The sequence below is a fragment of the Lutispora thermophila DSM 19022 genome (genome assembly GCF_900142105.1).
GTDB classification, from domain to species: Bacteria; Bacillota; Clostridia; order Lutisporales; family Lutisporaceae; genus Lutispora; species Lutispora thermophila.
The window spans coordinates 20,330-40,148 of record NZ_FQZS01000027.1 but is presented as its reverse complement, the minus strand read 5'-3'; the positions used below and the strand labels follow the sequence as shown (position 1 = coordinate 40,148).

At 32.4% G+C, this 19,819-nt stretch carries 19 protein-coding genes; all 19 read right to left on the bottom strand.

The features are described 5' to 3' along the window. On the bottom strand, positions 1–298 hold a 298-nt coding region (locus tag BUB48_RS15205), incomplete at its 3' end, for a transposase (protein WP_175548436.1). 204 nt (positions 299–502) lie between these two features. Then, positions 503–2,020: a ribonuclease Y gene (gene rny / locus BUB48_RS15200; RefSeq protein ID WP_333782628.1), complete on the bottom strand. Its 1,518-nt coding sequence runs from the start codon at positions 2,018–2,020 to the stop codon at positions 503–505. A gap of 134 nt (positions 2,021–2,154) precedes the next feature. Then, positions 2,155–2,625, bottom strand: a complete 471-nt coding sequence (locus BUB48_RS15195) for a regulatory protein RecX (RefSeq protein WP_073027293.1) — start codon at positions 2,623–2,625, stop codon at positions 2,155–2,157. A 65-nt stretch (positions 2,626–2,690) separates the two neighbouring features. Continuing rightward, on the bottom strand, positions 2,691–3,740 hold the full coding sequence (gene recA, locus BUB48_RS15190) for a recombinase RecA (RefSeq protein ID WP_073027290.1): 1,050 nt from the start codon (positions 3,738–3,740) through the stop codon (positions 2,691–2,693). A 103-nt stretch (positions 3,741–3,843) separates the two neighbouring features. Continuing rightward, on the bottom strand, positions 3,844–5,085 hold the full coding sequence (locus tag BUB48_RS15185; protein WP_073027288.1) for a competence/damage-inducible protein A: 1,242 nt from the start codon (positions 5,083–5,085) through the stop codon (positions 3,844–3,846). A 20-nt stretch (positions 5,086–5,105) separates the two neighbouring features. Then, entirely contained in the window at positions 5,106–5,648 is a 543-nt protein-coding gene (gene pgsA / locus BUB48_RS15180; RefSeq protein ID WP_073027286.1) for a CDP-diacylglycerol--glycerol-3-phosphate 3-phosphatidyltransferase, read from the bottom strand. Continuing rightward, the gene (gene rimO, locus BUB48_RS15175; RefSeq protein WP_073027283.1) at positions 5,645–6,964 is read right to left on the bottom strand and encodes a 30S ribosomal protein S12 methylthiotransferase RimO; all 1,320 of its coding nucleotides are present in this window, start codon (positions 6,962–6,964) and stop codon (positions 5,645–5,647) included. Before rimO ends, pgsA begins: the two co-directional genes overlap by 4 nt. 176 nt (positions 6,965–7,140) lie before the next feature. After that, on the bottom strand, positions 7,141–9,396 hold the full coding sequence (locus tag BUB48_RS15170) for an FtsK/SpoIIIE family DNA translocase (RefSeq protein ID WP_073027280.1): 2,256 nt from the start codon (positions 9,394–9,396) through the stop codon (positions 7,141–7,143). Between the two features lie 190 nt (positions 9,397–9,586). Then, entirely contained in the window at positions 9,587–10,297 is a 711-nt protein-coding gene (locus tag BUB48_RS15165) for a ClpP family protease (protein WP_073027308.1), read from the bottom strand. Positions 10,298–10,424: 127 nt separating this feature from the next. Next, positions 10,425–11,654 (bottom strand): aspartate kinase, encoded by a 1,230-nt coding sequence (dapG, locus tag BUB48_RS15160; RefSeq protein ID WP_073027278.1) that lies wholly within the window; start codon positions 11,652–11,654, stop codon positions 10,425–10,427. 16 nt (positions 11,655–11,670) lie between these two features. Further along, positions 11,671–12,261, bottom strand: a complete 591-nt coding sequence (locus tag BUB48_RS15155) for a dipicolinate synthase subunit B (protein ID WP_073027276.1) — start codon at positions 12,259–12,261, stop codon at positions 11,671–11,673. A gap of 35 nt (positions 12,262–12,296) precedes the next feature. After that, entirely contained in the window at positions 12,297–13,157 is an 861-nt protein-coding gene (locus tag BUB48_RS15150; RefSeq protein ID WP_073027274.1) for a dipicolinate synthase subunit DpsA, read from the bottom strand. A 99-nt stretch (positions 13,158–13,256) separates the two neighbouring features. Next, positions 13,257–13,505, bottom strand: a complete 249-nt coding sequence (locus BUB48_RS15145; protein ID WP_073027272.1) for a YlmC/YmxH family sporulation protein — start codon at positions 13,503–13,505, stop codon at positions 13,257–13,259. Between the two features lie 72 nt (positions 13,506–13,577). Next, the gene (gene dut, locus BUB48_RS15140) at positions 13,578–14,036 is read right to left on the bottom strand and encodes a dUTP diphosphatase (RefSeq protein WP_073027306.1); all 459 of its coding nucleotides are present in this window, start codon (positions 14,034–14,036) and stop codon (positions 13,578–13,580) included. 10 nt (positions 14,037–14,046) lie between these two features. Further along, entirely contained in the window at positions 14,047–15,288 is a 1,242-nt protein-coding gene (locus BUB48_RS15135) for a M16 family metallopeptidase (protein WP_073027270.1), read from the bottom strand. A gap of 95 nt (positions 15,289–15,383) precedes the next feature. Further along, positions 15,384–16,094 (bottom strand): polysaccharide deacetylase family protein, encoded by a 711-nt coding sequence (locus tag BUB48_RS15130; protein ID WP_073027268.1) that lies wholly within the window; start codon positions 16,092–16,094, stop codon positions 15,384–15,386. 99 nt (positions 16,095–16,193) lie between these two features. Further along, positions 16,194–18,287 (bottom strand): polyribonucleotide nucleotidyltransferase, encoded by a 2,094-nt coding sequence (locus tag BUB48_RS15125; RefSeq protein ID WP_242944248.1) that lies wholly within the window; start codon positions 18,285–18,287, stop codon positions 16,194–16,196. Between the two features lie 227 nt (positions 18,288–18,514). Beyond that, positions 18,515–18,781 (bottom strand): 30S ribosomal protein S15, encoded by a 267-nt coding sequence (rpsO, locus tag BUB48_RS15120; protein ID WP_073027264.1) that lies wholly within the window; start codon positions 18,779–18,781, stop codon positions 18,515–18,517. A gap of 119 nt (positions 18,782–18,900) precedes the next feature. Beyond that, positions 18,901–19,818 carry a bifunctional riboflavin kinase/FAD synthetase gene (locus BUB48_RS15115; protein ID WP_073027262.1) on the bottom strand — a complete coding sequence of 306 codons (918 nt, stop codon included), beginning with the start codon at positions 19,816–19,818 and terminating at the stop codon, positions 18,901–18,903. Position 19,819 lies beyond the last annotated feature (1 nt).

Sequence of the window (19,819 nt, the reverse complement as noted above, 5' to 3'; positions counted from 1 at the left end):
CTTCCACAGAGCATTCACGTCTACGATAACGCTCTATAATTGCTGTTTCAAATGGGATGCCTTTAAGTTTAGGTACTTTAAGTGTAACATCCCCAGAAGTAGTAGTTAATTTTCTCTGATAGTGTCCTGAACGGTATCCTCTGCGTTCACTGCTTCGCTCATACTTTTCGGCATTAATTAGTTCATCCGCTTCCTTATCAAGAAGTTCATTAAGTGTTTCCCCAACACTGGAACGGACTAATTCCTTTAATTCTGTTTTGATTAGTTGCTCATTTAACTGTATAATGTTATCAGATATAGTTTAAAGCCTCCTTTGGTTTGATTTTTGTGTGGTAACTAAATTCTACCAAATGGCTTTAGACTATGTCCATTTATTTTAATTTGCGAAATTTATTATACGTTATCTCTTGGCAATTACCTGTATCGGACTTTCGCCGATAAGTATGGTTCAACTTTGCTGGACACACGCACTATAAAAAGAACGGTATAAACCGTTCTTTTTTTATTTTGCATATTCAATTGCCCGTGTTTCCCTTATAACATTTATTTTAATTTGACCAGGATATTCTAATTCATTTTCAATTCTCTTTACTATATCTCTGACAATATAACATATTTCTGTATCACTTACAGCTTCGGGCTTAACCATAATTCTTATTTCTCTACCGGCTTGAATAGCAAAAGATTTTTCTACTCCATCAAAGGAATTTGCTATTTCCTCAAGTTTTTCCAGTCTCTTTATATAGGATTCTAATGTTTCTCTCCTTGCACCGGGCCTTGCTGCAGAAATAGCATCTGCTGCTTGAACCAGCACTGCCTCAATTGTATTTGCTTCCACATCTCCATGGTGAGCTAGTATGCAATGTATTACTTCTGGAGATTCTTTATATTTTTTTGCTAAATCAGCACCAATTTGAACATGTGGACCTTCTACCTCATGGTCTACTGCTTTCCCTATATCATGCAGTAAACCTGCTCTCTTAGCAAGATTTACATCAGCTCCTAACTCAGCAGCTATAGCTGCTGCTAAATGGGACACTTCGATGGAATGATTCAATACGCTCTGCCCATAACTTGTTCTGAATCTCAATCTACCAATTAACTTAATGAGTTCAGGATGCAAACCATGTACTCCTGTTTCAAAAGTAGCTTGCTCTCCTTGTTCTCGAATATAATTTTCAACCTCTTTTTTAGCTTTTTCAACCATTTCTTCTATTCTGGCTGGATGTATTCTTCCGTCAATTATCAGTTTTTCTAACGCTACTCGAGCGATTTCCCTTCTAATAGGATCAAAACCTGATAAAATAACAGCTTCCGGTGTATCATCAATAATTAAATCAACTCCTGTAAGAGTCTCTAATGTTCTTATGTTTCTTCCTTCTCTTCCTATTATTCTACCTTTCATTTCGTCGTTTGGTAAAGGAACAACAGATACAGTAGTTTCAGCGACATGGTCAGCTGCATTCTTTTGAATTGCATAGGCAATTATCTCTTTAGACTTTCTATCAGCTTCTTCTCTTGCTTTTGCTTCTATATCTTTAATCATCATAGCAGCTTCATGTCTGATTTGCTTCTCAATATCGCTCAAAAGCAGTTGTCTAGCTTCTTCGGATGACAAGTTTGAAATATACTCTAATTCCTTCAATTGCTTATTATATAGCTCTTTAACTTCGTCATGAAGCTTTTGAACTTCCTTTTGCTTCTTATTTATCATTTCTTCTCTTTGTTCAACGGCTTCAACTTTCTTATCAAAAAGCTCTTCTCTTTGAAGAAGTCTTCTTTCTATTCTTTGAATTTCATTTCTTCTATCCTTTGTTTCTTTGTCTAGTTCAGCTCTCATTCTATGAATTTCTTCTTTAGCTTCAAGTAAGACTTCTTTTTTTCTTGTCTCCGCTTCTTTGTTGGCTTCTTCTATAATTTTTTTAGCTGCTTCCTCTGCATTTTTTATCTTAGATTCAGCAATATATCTTCTTACAAAATACCCAACAATAAAACTTCCTAATCCAACTGCTACATATATAACAGTGTTTATAGTATTTTCACCTCCTTAGTCTCTTCAACATATGATTATCTTAAGATGATACATATATAATCATAATACCTGTGATACACCATATCACAATAATTCTATATCTTTTAGATTTTTTTGTCAAGTTAGAGGTATGTTTCATCTTCACCTAATAATTCCGTTATCACCTTACTGCAAATATCCCTGCTGTATCCCTTGCTTAATAAATATGTAAAGAGTTTCTTCTTCTTAATATTTACATCTTCTCCCATCAATAACTTAATCTTTTTTTCAGCACAGACAAAAGCCGTATTATAATCATCTATTTCTATTTTTTCAAATTCAGAATCCAGTAAGTCTTTATTTAACCCTTTATGCAACAATTTATAGTACATGCTCCTCTTGCTCATTCCTGGCTTTTTTAAGTTCTCTCGAATCCAATTTTCCAAATACTTTTCATCATTAATGTACCCATAATCCATCAATTTACTTAGAGCTTCCTGAATTATTTCTTCTGAACAGTTTTTTTGCTTTAGCTTTGTAATTATCTCCTGAGAAGTTCTATCTTTAATTGATAATAATTTTATACAGTAATTATAAGCCTCTTTTAAATCCATAAAATCCTCCATAACAATATTAGCGCATATGGCTTACCCTATATGCGCTATTTTATACATATATATTAATCGTCTATGCTAACTTCATCCACTTCTAGATCATCTTCTGCAGAAGTTTTAGCCTTTGATAGTCCTAAACTAAATAATTCTCTGACTTTATTTTCTATTTCTTTTGTAAGTTCCGGATTATCCTTTAGATACTGTCTGGCATTTTCCCTTCCTTGTCCTAACCTGATATCACCATAAGAATACCAAGCTCCGCTTTTCTGAACTATATCATTTGCAGCAGCAACATCCAGAATACTTCCTTCTTTTGATATTCCTTCCCCATATATAATATCAAACTCAGCCTGTTTAAATGGAGGTGCAACTTTGTTTTTAACTACTTTAACTCGTGTCCTGCTACCAACCACATCAGCACCTTGTTTAATTGCATCAACTTTTCTTACATCTAATCTAACGGAAGCATAAAACTTTAACGCCTTACCACCTGGAGTGGTTTCTGGATTTCCAAACATTACTCCAACTTTCTCTCTTAATTGATTAATAAATATAGCCGTCGCTTTTGATTTGTTAATAGCACCTGCCAGCTTTCTTAAAGCTTGTGACATCAATCTAGCTTGAAGTCCTATATGAGAATCACCCATATCTCCGTCTATTTCAGCTTTTGGCACCAAAGCTGCAACTGAATCTACAACAATAACATCTATAGCACCGCTTCTTACCAAAGTCTCGCATATCTCTAGTGCTTGTTCACCTGTATCAGGCTGAGATACAACTAGATTATCAATATCTACTCCTAAATTCTTTGCATAAACTGGGTCCAAAGCATGTTCAGCATCAATAAATGCAGCATTACCACCATTTTTTTGAGCCTCTGCTATTATATGCAACGCAACGGTAGTCTTACCTGATGATTCAGGACCAAATATCTCTACAATTCTTCCTCTTGGAACACCACCTATCCCAAGTGCAATATCTAAATCCAAAGAGCCTGTTGATATTGACTCAACATTTAATTTACTGTTTTGACCCAGCATCATTATCGAACCTTTACCAAACTGTTTTTCAACTTGGCTTATAGCAGCCTCTAAAGCCTTTCTCTTATCATTCATAACCAATAGCAGGCTAACCTGCTACACCTCCTTTATGCGAACATTTGTTCTCATATAATTATATATTAATTCCTAAAATAAGTCAAATAGTATATTATAAGTATTATTCTTTTAACGCTAAAATCGCTCTTCGAAGTATATCTAATGCTTTTGTACTTGCTAACCATCGGATTTTAGCTCTATTTCCATTAAAAATATACGAATAAACTTTTACTTCATTATCCATTGCAAGCCCTATATAACAAAGACCAACAGGCTTTGATTCTGTCCCACCGCTTGGTCCAGCAATACCAGTTATTGATATACCAATGTCACTTTTAGAAATTCTCTTTATTCCAACAGCCATTTCTTCTGCTGTTTCCATGCTAACTGCTCCATGCTTCTCTATTGTTTCTCTATTAACTCCTAGTATGTTTATTTTTGCTTCATTGCTATAACATACAACACCATTTAAAAAGCTAATTGATGCATTAGGTATATCTGTATATCTGCTTGAAATCATTCCACCGGTACACGATTCAGCAAAAGCTATGGTTTTATTCTTTTTTTGCAATAAACCATTGACCACTGACTCTAATGTATCTCCATCAAAACCATAAATATCTTCACTAAACATACCTAGAATTACATTCTCAACTTCTTTTATCTTATAGTCTGCTTTTTCAATATCCTCTTCTTTTGCTGTAATTCTTATATGTACTTCACCTTCTTTTGCATATAAAGCAACAGTTGGATTTTTTTGATTTATCATCATGTCTCCAAGTTTCTCTTGAATCATTGATTCCCCTATACCTATAACTTTTATTGTACGAGATTTTATGTTAGACTTTGACTTTTGCCTTAAGTAAGGAACAATGCTTTCTTCAAACATAAGCTTCATTTCTTTTGGAGGCCCAGGTAAAGCAATATAAATATTTTTGCCATATTCTCCTATAATACCTGGAGCCGTACCATTATTATTTTCAACAGCTTGGCTCCCTAATGGTATGTACGCCTGTCTTTCATTTATAATTGGCATTGTTTTGTTCAACTTATTAAAATAACCTTTTATTTTTTTCAATGATGATTCATCTAATATCATCTCAACACCTAGAGCTTTTGCTATGCCTAGCTTTGTTAAGTCATCATCTGTAGGACCAAGTCCACCTGTTGTAATTATTATATCGGCTCTATTGCTTGCTATACTCAAACTTTCTACCAATCTATTGAGATTATCACCAACAACAGTTTGATTATATACGTCTATCCCTAGATCAGATAACCTTTTGGACAAATATTGGGCATTAGTATTAACTATGTCACCCAAAAGCAACTCTGTGCCTACACTTATAATCTCACAATTCATATTTTATTACCTCTCAAACATTAGATTTGATTTTTAAAAGCTTTAAAATACTTTATAAAATAGTCTGCTCCTGAAACTATTGTAATAATTAAAGTGATATATATGCAAATAATATCCATAGGAACGTTTATTAAGGTAAATGGATAGTTGTCCAAAAACAGAATAATAATAGTAATTATTTGAGTAACAGTCTTAACTTTTCCCATATTGCTAGCTGCTATTACAATCTTCTTGTTTGCTGCAATCCCTCTAAGTCCTGTTACTGCAAATTCTCTTGCTAATATAATAAATACAATCCAAGCTTCTATTCTACCTAATTCAATAAAACTAAGAAAAGCTGCTGTCACAAGCAATTTATCCGCTAATGGGTCTAAAAACTTTCCTAAATCGGTAACAAGGTTATATTTTCTTGCATAATATCCATCAAGTTTATCTGTAAAAGAAGCTATCAAAAAAATTCCGAGAGCGATCTCCATATTATATGAAACATCTATCAGCATAAAAATCATAAAAATAGGTATTAAAATAATCCTTAATATTGTAATTTTATTAGCAATATTCATCTTTTGCACTCTCCTAATAGATCATAATCCGTTGCATCGGTTATAAACACATCAGCAAATTCACCTATTTTAATTTCGTAATTGGAAGTAAAATAAACCAATCCATCAATCTCAGGTGCATCTCTATATGTTCTTCCTATATATTGCCCATCTTCATAACCTTCAGTAAGCACTTTTAATTTCTTTCCTATAAAATTTAAATTTTTTCCGTATGATATATCCATCTGAACTGACATTAATATATCATGTCTATGCAATTTAGTCTCCTCATCTATCTGATTAGGCAACTTATATGCTGGCGTATCTTCTTCTCTTGAATAGGTAAATACACCCATTCTATCAAATCTAACCTTCTTTACAAACTCTACTAATTCTTCGAAATCCTTCTCATCTTCTCCCGGAAATCCCACAATAAAAGTTGTTCTTATAGTTATATCAGGTATTTCTTTTCTCAACCTATTTATCAAACTAAGTATTTTCTCCTTAGTGGTATTTCTGCCCATAAGCTTTAATATTTTATTACTTCCATGCTGAATGGGTATATCTACATATTTGCATATTTTTTCTTCATTAGCCATAACTCTAATGAGATCATCATTAAACTCATCTGGGTATGTATAAAGAAGCCTAATCCATTCTATCCCATTTATCTGAGCCATAGCTTTTAGTAGTTCTGGCAGCATTAATTTGTTATAAAGATCTCTTCCATATACCGATGTATCTTGAGCTATTACAATTAACTCTTTTATACCTTTAGAAGCCAAAAGTTCCGCTTCAGCCAAAATTTCTTCAAACTTTCTGCTTCTATATCTCCCTCTAAGAGAAGGAATAATACAATACGTGCATTTGTTATCACAGCCTTCTGCAATTTTTATATATGCAGTACTGCCTTGTGTAGAAAAATACCTATCCAGCTTGTCAATGTTTACTTTATCCTGATGACCATATAAAGAAACTTTTTGTCCCTTTAAGCTCTTTTCAATTACTTCTATAATAGACTTGTAATCTCCGGTACCAATCACAGAATCAAGCTCAGGCATCTCTTTCAACAACTCATCTTTATATCTTTCTGCCAAACAACCTGCAGCTATTAATAACTTACATTTACCATTTTCTTTATATTGTCCCATTTCTATTATTGTATTTATTGATTCTTGTTTAGCTTTTTCTATGAAACCACATGTGTTTATTATTATAATATCAGCTAAATATGGGTCATTTGTAATTTCATATTTACCATCTTTAAGTATGTTAAGCATAACTTCTGAATCTATCAGATTTTTTGCGCAGCCTAACGAAATCATTGCTACATGCATTTAAATACATCTCTCCCTATTACTATAATAATAAATATTTTTCGTATGTTTGCTCTTTTATTGCTTAAAATTTCCCGGGTAATTAAATATAGCTAAAATCCATGATTTTAGGTTATTATTTCAGTTTTTAAACATATTTCTTTGAATTACAACCATTTTCGTCTAATATCGTGTTTTTACTCTTGCATTTCCTGCCATTGTTCTTTAGTGATAAGAACCTTTCTCGGCTTACTTCCCTCATATCCTCCTATAATTCGACGCTCCTCCATCTGATCTATTATCCTAGCAGCTCTACTATAACCTATTTTTAATCTTCTTTGAAGCATTAGTATTGAAGCCTGACCTGTTTCTACAACCAATGATATAGCCTCATTTAATAATTCATCAGCTTCTCCATCTGCTTCTTCATCCTTTTCCTTCTCAATTTCATTTACAATATCCTCTACATAGGAAGGTGATACTTGTCCTTTTATATATTCTACAACTGATTCAACCTCTTTTTCTGATATATAAGCTCCTTGCACTCTTATAGGTTTTGATTCACCTACTGGATAATATAACATATCTCCTCTTCCTAGTAATTTCTCGGCACCTGCCATATCAAGTATTGTTCTTGAATCCACTTGAGATGATACAGCAAAAGAAATTCTGGAAGGAATATTTGCTTTTATAAGCCCTGTTATTACATCTACAGATGGTCTTTGTGTAGCAATTACAAGATGTATGCCTGCTGCTCTTGCCATTTGAGCAAGGCGACAGATAGCATCCTCTACGTCATTAGGTGCCACCATCATGAGATCAGCTAACTCATCAATAATCACTACTATTTGTGGCAATTTTTCACTGTCCTCAGTAAATAACGCATTATAACTATTTACATCTCTAACATTTTTTGAAGCAAATTTCTTATACCTTTCAGTCATTTCATTAACAGCCCAGTTAAGAGCTCCTGCAGCTTTTTTAGGATCAGTAACAACTGGAACCAACAGATGAGGAATACCATTATATATGCTTAATTCCACCACTTTTGGATCTATCATAAGAAGTTTAACTTTGTCTGGTTCAGCTTTATACAAAATGCTAATAATAATGGTATTTATACATACACTTTTGCCAGAACCTGTAGCTCCTGCAATAAGAAGATGAGGCATTTTTGCAATATCGGCAATAATATTTTGCCCCGCAACATCTTTTCCCAAAGCAAATGCAATTTTAGATTTATTATTATTGAACTCATCTGACTCTATTACTTCTCTTAGACATACAGCTGTTACCTCTTTGTTTGGAATTTCAATACCCACTGCTGATTTTCCCGGAATTGGAGCTTCTATTCTTATTCCTTGAGATGCCATACTTAGGGAAATATCGTCAGCCAAATTTACTATTTTGCTGACTTTTACTCCTGGACTAAGTTGAAGCTCATATCTTGTTATAGATGGGCCAACACTTACTTGAGAAACTGTAGCATCAACATTGAAATTCTTTAGTGTTTCTTCCAGTGTCTTTACGTTATTCATTATTTCTTTTTCAATATTACCACCTTTGGATTCCTGAGGTGGAAAGAGCAATGTAGGACTTGGCAAACTATAATGAGGATAATGCTCAGGACTATTAGGTTTTATCTTATCTTCATTATTATTCTGTTTTGAACTATCTGACTTTATTATTGCTTCATCTTTACTATCCTGTTTTACATTATGCTTCTCTTTATGCTTTGTCTGAAAACTATTATCAAACTCTTTTGTAAAGTCGATTATTTTTACCTTCTTTTCTTCAATATTATTTAATTTCACATTATTATCATGTTGAGCTTCAATTATAGGTTTTTCTTTTTCCATCTTTTTCATAGGCTTTTTAACAGAAACTCTTTTTATATTCATCTTTGAAAAAACACTGAGGAAAAAAGATTTAAAATAGTCAAGAAAAGATGCCACTGTAATACCTGTAAACATCATCAGTGAAATAAAAAATAAACCTGCAATAAAAGCATATGTTCCTGCAATGCCAAAAACTTTGATCATTATGTATCCTAAAATAGCACCAATTATTCCTCCACCTATTTTCTGTGCACCTAATTCATATGATGCAATAACAGTTTCAATATAATCCAAATTAGATTCCTGAAATATACTTCTGTTAATAACAAAAAGGAGTACTAATAATGTTATAAAGGCCAAGCAAAAAGAATAAAATCTTATATTAATCTTTATTCTATCCTTTAGGTAGAAAACAGCAATTCCTAAAACAAATATTATTATTGGAAAAAGATAAGACCCCATCCCAAATATACCAAATAATATTTTATTGACATATTTGCCTATAAGGCCTGAATCTTTTTCAAATATGCAAATATAAAGGTAAATTGCTAAAAGTATTGATATAACTCCTAATACATCTAGTTTTAATCTTGTAGTTTTTTTGCTTTTTGCCAATGATATCACCTCAAATTAAAGTTCTACAAAAATATAAAAAATCCTTTATTATATGCTGCAAGGTTTGTAATTCTAAAGTTCAGATGAATTTCGCAATTCATCCAGAACTTTAGAATTTATATCCATTAAATAAGTATAATATCTTTCAAACTTTTGTTAAAGAGGTAATATCATCATATAAATGTTGTGTTTAACTTTCTTTTCTTGCTTTTCTCTCATCTATTATTTCTCGTAACTTACTCAATGCATCTTTCAGACCACCAATTTCTTGGATTAATCCATACTTTACAGCTTCAGCACCCACTAATACAGTACCTACATCATTTGCCAGCTCACTAGTAGTAAACATCAGCTTTTTCAATGTAGGTCTTTTTATGTTGCTATGCTCAACAATAAAGTTAATTATTCTTTCTTGCATTTTATTAAAATAATCATAGGTCTGGGGTACTCCAATAATAAGTCCATTCATCCTAATAGGGTGTATTGTCATTGTTGCAGTAGGTGCTATAAAAGAATAGTCTGTTGATACTGCCAAAGGCACTCCAATACTATGCCCACCACCCAATACTATTGATACCGTAGGTTTGCTCATAGAGTTAATTAACTCTGCAATAGCCAAACCTGCTTCGACATCACCACCCACTGTGTTTAATATCAACAATAAACCTTCTATTTCATTACTTTCTTCAACAGCAACTATTTGCGGAATTATGTGTTCATATTTTGTAGCTTTATTCTGTGGTGGTAAAATAATATGTCCTTCAATCTGTCCTATTATAGTCATAGCATATATATTGCTTTTAGTATCAGGCACTCTGATCTGCCCCAAATCTTTTAAGGTTTCAGTATTCTTCTCCTCAACTACTTGTTTTTCATGTTCTTCTGAATTCTTTCCTCCCATATATTCATTGGCCAATACTCTTCACTCCTAAAATTGATTTTTACAGTATTTTTACCATTTAACTATTTTGTATGCAATTATAAAAGCCCTATTGATAATTCATCAATAAGGCTATTAAGAACTTTTTTCACTTATTCGTACCTAACTCAAATTTTTTGTGAAGGGCATTAACTGCCACATTAGTATTTTCACTTTTTATTAAACAGGAAATTGTTGTATGTGAATCTGAAGTTTGAAGTATTTCAATATTATTATCACTCAATGCTTCTATCATTTTTGCCATAACTCCGGGCATTCCTCTCATTTTATTACCAATGATAGTTACTTTTGTACAATTTGATATAACTTCAAAATTATAACCTTGAGACTTCAGTATGTTTTTCAGTTTAGACTCATTAGTTCCATCAACAATAAATACTTTAATATCTGGGTATATATTTATCATGTCTATACTTATTCTTTCTGCTGCTATTAAGTTAAATAATATAGTATCTTTTTCATACTGGTCTGCAGAACCATCAAATATTACTTTAAACTGTGATCTATTTCCAATCTGCGCAATAGCTGTTATTAGTTTGTCTTCTTTGTCATGCCTATATCTCCTTGATTTATCATAGTTTGTAATTAAGGTTCCATTTTTTTCTGAAAGAGTGCTTTTAATCATAAGAGGTATATTGCTTCTCATTGCTATTTCTACTGCTCTTGGATGAATAACTTTAGCCCCATATTCGGCCATTTGAAATATCTCGTTATAGAACACAGTTTCCATAACTTTTGCATCACGAACAATAGCAGGGTCAGCTGTCATAACTCCATCAACATCAGTATATATTTCCACCACCTCTGCGTTTATAGCCTCTCCAATAATTGCAGCAGAAACATCACTACCACCTCTGCCTAAGGTTGTAATGTTTCCATCTTCTGTTACTCCCTGAAAACCAGCTATGATAGGTATAATATTTTTTTCTACACATTCCAAAATATTTTTTGGCTCCACCCTGATTACTTCAGCATCTCCATAATTATCATCAGTAATTATTCCTGCTTGACCTCCAGTGAAAACCTTGCACTCATGTCCCCTTTTCTTAAGAGTATTAGCAAGAACGACACATGATATTATCTCTCCACAGGACATCAATAGATCCAATTCTCTTAAATTAGGTTCAACACCTACGGATTTTGCAAGATTTATTAACGTATCCGTTGCATATGGATCTCCATTTCTACCGATAGCAGAAACCACAACTACAGGAAAATAATCCTTTCCTTTAGCAGTTTCAATTTTATTAACTACCATATTTCTTCTTTCTTGAGTTGAAACCGATGTTCCACCAAATTTTTGAACTATAAACCTCATAATATCCTCTCGCTTTTTAAAATATATTTTGAATAATCATTGGTTGTATTTGCTTATTCTCTAATGCCATTTCAATAGTTGGCAATATCATTTCCATTTTTGCAACAAGTGAATTTGGTTTAACAAAAGGACTATCTTGACCAAATGGTACGAAGTAGTACTGCTTTGAATTTAGTAAAACTCCTAAGTTCTTTGCATTCACTCCTAATCCATCATTTGTAGAGATTCCTATTACAATTGGTTTCATACCTCTTAGATGAGCTTTTGCAGCCATTAAAACCGGTGTATCAGTAATAGCATTGGCAAGCTTAGCGATGGTATTGCCGGTGCATGGAGCTATAACTAATATATCAAGTAAACCATTAGGTCCTATGGGCTCCGCATCTTGTATGGTTTTTATGCTTTTGTTGCCAGTTATCTTTTCAAATCTGCTAACCCATTCTTCTGCCTCACCAAACCTACTGTTCATAGAGGAGGCATTGAAGGATAATATGGGTACTACATTTGCTTTTTCATCAACCAGTTTTTGAATCTCATCAATAATTTTACTAAATGTACAAAAAGAACCCGTTACAGCAAACCCTATATTTAATCCTTCTACTTTCATAAAAATCCTCCTATTATTATAGTTGAAACTTGTATTCATTGCAAAGTAAATATAGTTTCCATAATAACCTTTGCTGCAGATTTAGGCATTACCATGCCTGGCAAACCTAGAGCATGTATTGTTTTTATACCTCTTTTTATAGCATAATCATGATCTAGTCCACCAGGTTTAGAGGCTAAATCAATAATTAAAGAATTTCTATGAATTTTTTCAATGGTGTTATTTGATATAACACTACGTGGTACTGTATTTATTATCACATCGATGCTTTTAGCAATTTCATCTATCCCTTTAATTCTTATTGCTTTATAACCATTAATTCTAATCCAATTTAAATCTGTATCCTTTCGTGCTGCCACATACAAATCAGGATTAAAGGCTTTTAAATAACTTGATAATATCTTGCCTATTCGTCCGTAACCTATCAGTAAAATAGAGCTATCAGAGATAGTTATACTTCTTTCCTTTAAAATTATTGAAATAGCACATTCAGCTGTTATTGCTGCATTAGAAATTTGATAACTCTCATCACTATTATAATCATAGTACTTTATATCCTTTTCTTTAGCAATTTCAATAAAATCTTTATCTGGATAGCCCAAATACAACTTCTTATCTTGCTTCATGTAATTGCATAATTCATTCAGAGAAGCCGTCTTTTTTGATAGCTTCATGTTTATCTTTTGACCAGTATTAAAAGGAACTGGACCAATGATAATATTATTTTCATATATTCCTTCTTCTAATGTTCTATATTCCATAATACTTTCGTTATCCATACTTTCATGACCAAAGGTAGAAACATTAAAACCTTTATCCGTTAAAAGTTTTGCTAGCTCAACTAGTCTTTCATCACCACCTAAAATAAGTATTCTATCTTTTAGTCCAATGCTCATATATATCAGCCCCTATTTAAAACTAATATATATTATGGTTTTTTACGCATTTTTGTGAAGAAAAAAAGTAATGAGGAGACATTTAACTCCTCATTAGTTTCATTTCAATATATTAGCCAAGTCTATGATAATCATGTCATTACCGACTTTTTTTATTCTTTCCCAAGGTATTTCCAGATATCGCTTATCAATGAAAAAAGAAAAAAAGCCTTTGCTTTCAGGAATAATTAAAGATTTTATTTTTCCTGTTTCATTATCTATAAGCATGTCGCAATCCCCTAAATATCCAAGTCTCTCACAATCAGGAAGGGTAACAATTTCCTTACCATAAAGCTTGCTCAACCTCATTTAATTCACCTCTATACCATATTAATATCATGCTTGTTTAAATTATATGTCCATAGTATAGAGATATTCCAACTATTTGCCAGTAGAACCAAAACCACCTGTCCCTCTTTCTGTTTCTTCTAATTTATCTGTAATTATCAAATTTGCGCAATATACCGGTAAAAACACTATCTGCGCTATTCTATCTCCCGGATTAACAACATAATCAACTTCACTATGATTTATTAAGGGACATATTATTTCTCCAGTATAATCTGAATCAATTACCCCAACTGCATTTGCAAGTGAAATACCATGTTTTGATGCTAAACCACTTCTGGGGAAAACGAACCCTCCTACATTTCTATCTTTTATGTATATAGCTATTCCTGTAGGTATTTTGCATATGTGCCCTTTCTTTATAACAACGGGCTCTTTGATACATGCATGGAGGTCCATTCCTGCAGATCCTGTTGTAGCATAATCAGGTATAGTAAAATCATAGTAAAAATCTTTTTGAATCTTTTTTATTTTTACATCTATGTTCATAATATTTACCATCCTATCCTAATATGGTACTTCTTTTAGGTCCTATAACGGCTGCACTCATTTCATCTGTATTAAAAACTAAATCTATTACATTGTTAATATCATCCATTGTTACTTTATCAATTAATTCAATTATTTCCTTTGGTGAATATATTTTATTAAGCAGCAATTCCGATTTACCTATGGAATTCATCCTTCCGCTGGTGCTCTCAAGACCAAGTATGTAACTGCCTTTTATCTGCTCTTTTGAATCATATAGTTCATTTTCACTAATCCCATTCTCCTTTATGTCCTTTATTTCTTCTATTATTAGTTCAATAACATAATCCAATTGATTGGGTTTCATTCCTGCATAAATTGATAAAATTCCGCAATCAGTATATGATGATGGATATGAAAACACCGAATATGCTAAGCCCTTATCTTCTCTTATCTTTTGAAATAGTCTTGAACTCATAGCACCACCAAAAATGTTATTAAGAACTAGCAGTGAATATGTATATTCATTTCCTAATTCCAATCCATTAAATCCTATACAAAGATGAGCTTGTTCAGTGTTTTTCTCTTTATGGTTATAGCTAGGTGTAAAAGTAGGCTTTGCTGTAACGACTTCATTCTTTTTGGAAGTTTTATAGTTTGAAAAAGCTTTTTCGATTTCTTTAAGTACATGTTCTTTATTGAAATTTCCTACTACTGATACAACAATGTTTTCTGGTGTATAATTTGCACCCATATAGTCAATTATATCCTGTCGTCTAATTGCTTTTAAAGTTTTCTCTGTTCCCAGAATTGGCATTCCTAAAGAATTCCCTTTCCAAACTGACTGTGTAAATATATCATGTACTAAATCTTCCGGCGAATCTTCATACATTCCAATCTCTTCTAAAACTACGCCTTTTTCTTTTTCCATTTCACTTTCAGAAAAACTGGAATTGAAAAACATATCTGTCAATATATCTAAAGCTATATCAAAATGGCTATCTAAAACTTTGGCATAAAAACAAGTACACTCCTTGGCTGTAAAGGCATTTAGCTGCCCCCCTATCTTATCTATTGATCCTGCAATTTCCTTAGCTGTTCTATTCTTAGTACCTTTGAATAACATATGTTCAATGAAATGGGACATTCCATTGTTATGATTATTTTCGTTTCTAGACCCAACTTTAACCCAAATTCCTATAGAAACAGAATTTACATATTTTATTTCTTCAGCAACTATCCTTACTCCATTTTCTAACTTATGTCTTATGTACATTTTTTCCCTCCTGAGTTATTTAATGACTTATTTCATCAAGTTATAACTAGATAATTTTTACTTTCTATGAATTATAATTGAAATTTAATAAATTTTCAATTATTGTTTTCTAAAACTTCACTTACAGGTACAATATTGTAATCATTATTCATTAAATTACTTATCATTATTGGTAGTGCTTTGACAGTAGATTCAGTTGGATGCATAAGTATTATAGCTCCATTATGAATTTTCTTATTAACCCTTTCTAGTATTTTTGTATAATCTTTGGTATTCCAGTCAATAGTATCGATACTCCACATTATTACCTTATAGCCTAAACTTTCAGCTATTTGCGCTACTTTTTTATTCACATCACCATAGGGTGGTGCAAATAGCTCAGTTTTTACACCTATTATATTATTGATGACTTCCTCTGTTTTTATTATCTCCTCTCTATTTTTTTCTTCGCTTATCTGAGTGTGCTTAAGATGATTATATCCATGATTGCCTATTTCATGGTTATCTGCATGTATTCTCATCAGAAGTTCTTTATTCTTATCTGCCCAGTCTCCACCAATAAAAAAAGTAATTCTTATATTGTTTTTCTTAAATTCACTTAACATATCAGGCAAATATTCATTCCCCCAGACCACATTACATGCAAATGCAACTTTCTTCTCTGCTTCACTACCTTTGTATATGGGATCAAAAATCTTAAATGTATTAACACTCTTTCGACTTAGAAAAAAAAATATAATGCTAATTAAAAATAAAACTAATACAGCAAATAATATGGTTTTCCTTTTTATAATTATTATCCTCATATAAACCCTCCTAGAATCTATTTATTAATTATTATTCTAGAAAAGTTTATAAAATACAAAAAAATGAAGAAACATAAACCACAGTTTATGTTTCTTTCCCTACTTATTATCCTGATTGTTTCTCTTTTCTTCCTCATCTGTTATTGCGTCTTTTCTAGAAAGGTTAATTCGTCCTTGCTTATCAATATCGGTAACTTTAACAAGAATTTCATCTCCTATATTGACTACATCCTCTACTTTTTCTACTCTCATTTTATCCAGCTTAGAAATATGAACCAATCCTTCTTTTCCTGGCAAGATTTCAACAAAAGCTCCAAAGGTTGTTATTCTTACTACTTTACCTAGATAAATCTCTCCTTCAACTACATCCTTTGTCAATCCCTCGATTATCTTTAAAGCTCTCTGTGCATTTTTTGCATCTGGAGATGATATATATACTTTTCCATCATCTTCAATATCTATTTTAACATTTGTTTCTGAAATAATTTTATTTATAGTCTTACCTCCAGGTCCAATTACATCTCTTATCTTATCAGGATCAATCTTTGTAATAAGAATTTTAGGTGCATAAGGAGAAAGCTCTTTTCTTGGTTCGCTAATTACACTGTTCATTTTATCCAGTATATATAATCTTCCCACTCTTGCTTGTTCTAATGCCCTTTTTAGTATTTCTCTATCTATACCGGCAATTTTTATATCCATCTGAATAGCTGTTATACCATCTTTTGTTCCTGCCACTTTAAAATCCATGTCTCCTAGGAAATCTTCAAGACCTTGTATATCAGTTAAAATAACAACTTCATCTTCTTCCTTTATTAAGCCCATTGCTACTCCTGCAACAGGTTTTTTTATTGGTACACCAGCATCTAAAAGCGCTAAGGTACTTCCACATACACTTGCCTGTGAAGTTGATCCATTTGAACTTAATACCTCTGATACTAACCTTATTGTATAAGGGAACTCTTCTACTGAAGGAATCATAGGTTCTAATGCCCTTTCAGCTAAAGCCCCATGTCCTATTTCTCTTCTTCCAGGACCTCTCAAAAACCTTGTTTCCCCTACACTATATGGTGGGAAATTATAGTGATGCATATACCTTTTTGATTCTTCTTCTCCTAAACCATCTAATACCTGCACATCACCTAAAGCCCCAAGAGTAGCAACAGTCAATACTTGAGTTTGACCTCTTGTAAATAATCCAGAGCCATGGACTCTTGGTAAAAGACCTACTTCTACTGATATAGGTCTTATCTCATCAAATTTTCTATCATCGGGTCTAATCTTGTGTTTGACTATGAGTTCTCTTACCTGCTCTTTTGTTATATTGTACAAAACAGCCTCAACATCTTTAATGTTATCTTCATATTTTTCTGCAAAATATAAAAGAGTCTCTTCATTTACTTTGTCAATGTTATTCTGCCTTTCCTGTTTATCAACTGTTCTAATGGCTTCTAGCATTTTTTGCTCGGCAAACTCTCTTACCTCTTTTTCAAGTTCTTCATCTATTGTCGCTAAAATAACTTCCTTCTTTTCTTTTCCAACCTTAGCTGTAATTTCTTCTATAAACTCAACAATCTTCTTTATATATTCATGAGCAAACATGATAGCTTCCAGCATAGTCTCTTCAGTAACTTCATTGCAACCTGCCTCAACCATCATAACAGCATCTTTTGTTCCAGATACTACAAGATGCAAATCGCTCTTTTCCCTTTCTTCAGCTGTAGGATTTAAAATAAACTCCCCATCCACCAATCCAACTAAAACTGAACCAGTAGGTCCCATGAAGGGTATGCTGGATATGGATAATGCTGCTGAAGAACCTATCATTGCAACTATCTCAGGTAAGTTATCCTGATCTACAGATAAAACTGTTGCAATAACTTGAACATCATTCCTATAACCTTTAGGAAACAGAGGTCTAATGGGCCTATCTATTAATCTTGCATTTAATATTGCTTTTTCAGTCGGTTTTCCCTCTCTTTTTATAAAACCTCCTGGTATTTTACCAACTGCATATAACCTTTCTTCATAATCAACACTTAATGGAAAAAAATCAATTCCTTCTTTCGGCTTATCAGAAGCACAAGCTGTGACTAACACTACTGTATCACCATATCTTACTAATACAGCACCATCTGCTAGTTGAGCTACTTTCCCAATTTCTATTGATAGCTTTCTTCCTGCCAAATCCATGCTAAAAGTTTCCAATGTATTACCTCCTTTCATGAAATGAATATTTCTATGCATTATGTATTATTTCCTTCTTTGACATATTAAAAACATAATAAAGGCTTCCATCTAGAGCATTTGAAATAACAAGGAAGCCTTTATTAAAACCATTCAAACTTAACCCTATAAGTTAAGTTACCTAAGTATCATAAATAATGAGCGGGGTCAACCGCTCATTATTTATGCAGATATTACCTTATGTCAAGCTTCTCTTTTATAGCTCTGTATCTCTCAATATCTTTTGACATCAAATAGTTGAGCAAGCCTCTTCTTTGACCAACCATCTTAAGAAGACCTCTTCTTGAATGATGATCCTTCTTATTTACCTTAAGATGTTCGTTCAAGATGTTGATCCTTTCAGTAAGTAAAGCAATTTGAACCTCAGGAGAACCTGTATCTCCTTCTTTTAATTGATACTTCTTAATTATCTGCTCTTTAACTTCTTTTGATAATGCCATATTTTCACCTCCTAATTTTATGCCATTCGCTAAGCATATCGTCGGTGAATCGATATGCCTGGTAAATGGTCTTATCTATAACAAATAAATTTTATCACAGCATTGTTTATGTGTAAAGGTTATTTATTTAATTTTAACCTACTGTTAATGTCATCAATAACCTGTATTTTTAACTCATTTACATTAGAGAACATTCTTTCTTCTCTCTTCCATTGTAAAAAGACAACTTCTATGTCTTTTCCATATAAATCTCCATTAAAATCTATTATATGCGTTTCAATGGTGATTTTTCTGCCATTAAAAGTAGGATTCATACCAATATTGGTAACACTCTTATAAATATTATTATTTACAACAGTATTTGTGAAATACACTCCAGGTTTAGGCATTACTAAGTCCCTATCTATATCAAGATTTGCGGTCCTTATGCCTATCTTTCCTCCGTTTTTCATACCATGAACTACTTGTCCATGGATGCTAAAGTTTCTTCCCAAATAATCCTTAACTTCAGAGACCTTTCCACTTTTTATCATTTCTCTAATAAGGCTGCTTGAAACAATATTCTCTTTTATCTTTACAGCATCAACAATAAAAACCTCAAAACCGTACTTAGCACCATATTTCAATAATGTTTCAGCATCACCATCTTTTTTACTTCCAAAACTAAAATTATATCCTGCTACAGCACACTTTATATCGAACTTTGATACTAATATTTCTTTTATAAATGTCTCTGCTTCCATATCCATTATATTTTGAAAATTTTCAAAGAAAACTGCATTAATTCCCAGGCTTTTAAATATATTAATTCTCTTTGAATTAAGAGTTATTATTTCTGGTGAACAATCAGGCAGTAAAACTTTCTTAGGATGATTTAGAAAAGTATAAATCATACTATTACAATCCAATTCTTTGCTCTTATTAACAGCCATTTCAATTAATTTTTGATGTCCTAAATGTACTCCATCAAAACTTCCAAGTGCTATACAGTACGGGGTTCTTTCTTTTGCTTCTTCATAACTTGTATAAACTAACATG